This window comes from Coprobacter tertius (assembly GCF_024330105.1).
Classification (GTDB): domain Bacteria; phylum Bacteroidota; class Bacteroidia; order Bacteroidales; family Coprobacteraceae; genus Coprobacter; species Coprobacter tertius.
The window spans coordinates 1-664 of the sequence record NZ_JANDHW010000028.1; the positions used below are offsets into that span (position 1 = coordinate 1).

Below are 664 nucleotides of genomic sequence, written 5' to 3' on the forward strand. Positions count from 1 at the left end.
TCGGTTTCGATAAGAATCCGTCGAGGGTGAAATCGTTGATGCAGGGCCACGATGCGACGCTTGAAGTGAGTGATGAGCTTCTTCAGGAAGCTTTATTAAAAGGGTTTACATGTACTTCGGATATAGAAGAAATTCGGGATTGCAATTTTTATGTCATAGCGGTACCAACTCCGGTAGATGAAAATAATAGCCCGGACCTGACCCCTTTATACGGAGCCAGCGAAACGGTAGGCAAAGTGATGGGAAAAGGGGATATCGTGGTTTACGAATCGACTGTTTATCCGGGAGTTACCGAGGATGAATGTATTCCGGTTGTGGAACGCGTGTCGGGATTGAAGCTCAACCGTGATTTTTATGCAGGTTACAGTCCGGAGCGGATCAATCCGGGAGATAAGGAACATACTGTAGAAAAAATAAAGAAAGTAACATCAGGATCTACACCGGAGATCGGAGAAAAAGTCGACAGAATATACTCGAGCGTGATCACTGCTGGAACACATCTGGCCCCTTCGATAAAAGTGGCTGAAGCGGCCAAGGTGATCGAGAATTCTCAGCGCGACATAAATATCGCCTTTGTAAACGAGCTGTCGAAGATTTTTACCCGTATGGGAATAGACACACAAGAGGTATTGTCGGCCGCGTCGACGAAATGGAATTTTCTCCC

General features: G+C 46.2%; 1 protein-coding gene. It reads left to right on the top strand.

What is annotated here, in order from left to right:
- On the top strand, positions 1–664 hold a 664-nt coding region (locus NMU02_RS13670), incomplete at both ends, for a nucleotide sugar dehydrogenase (RefSeq protein ID WP_255028526.1).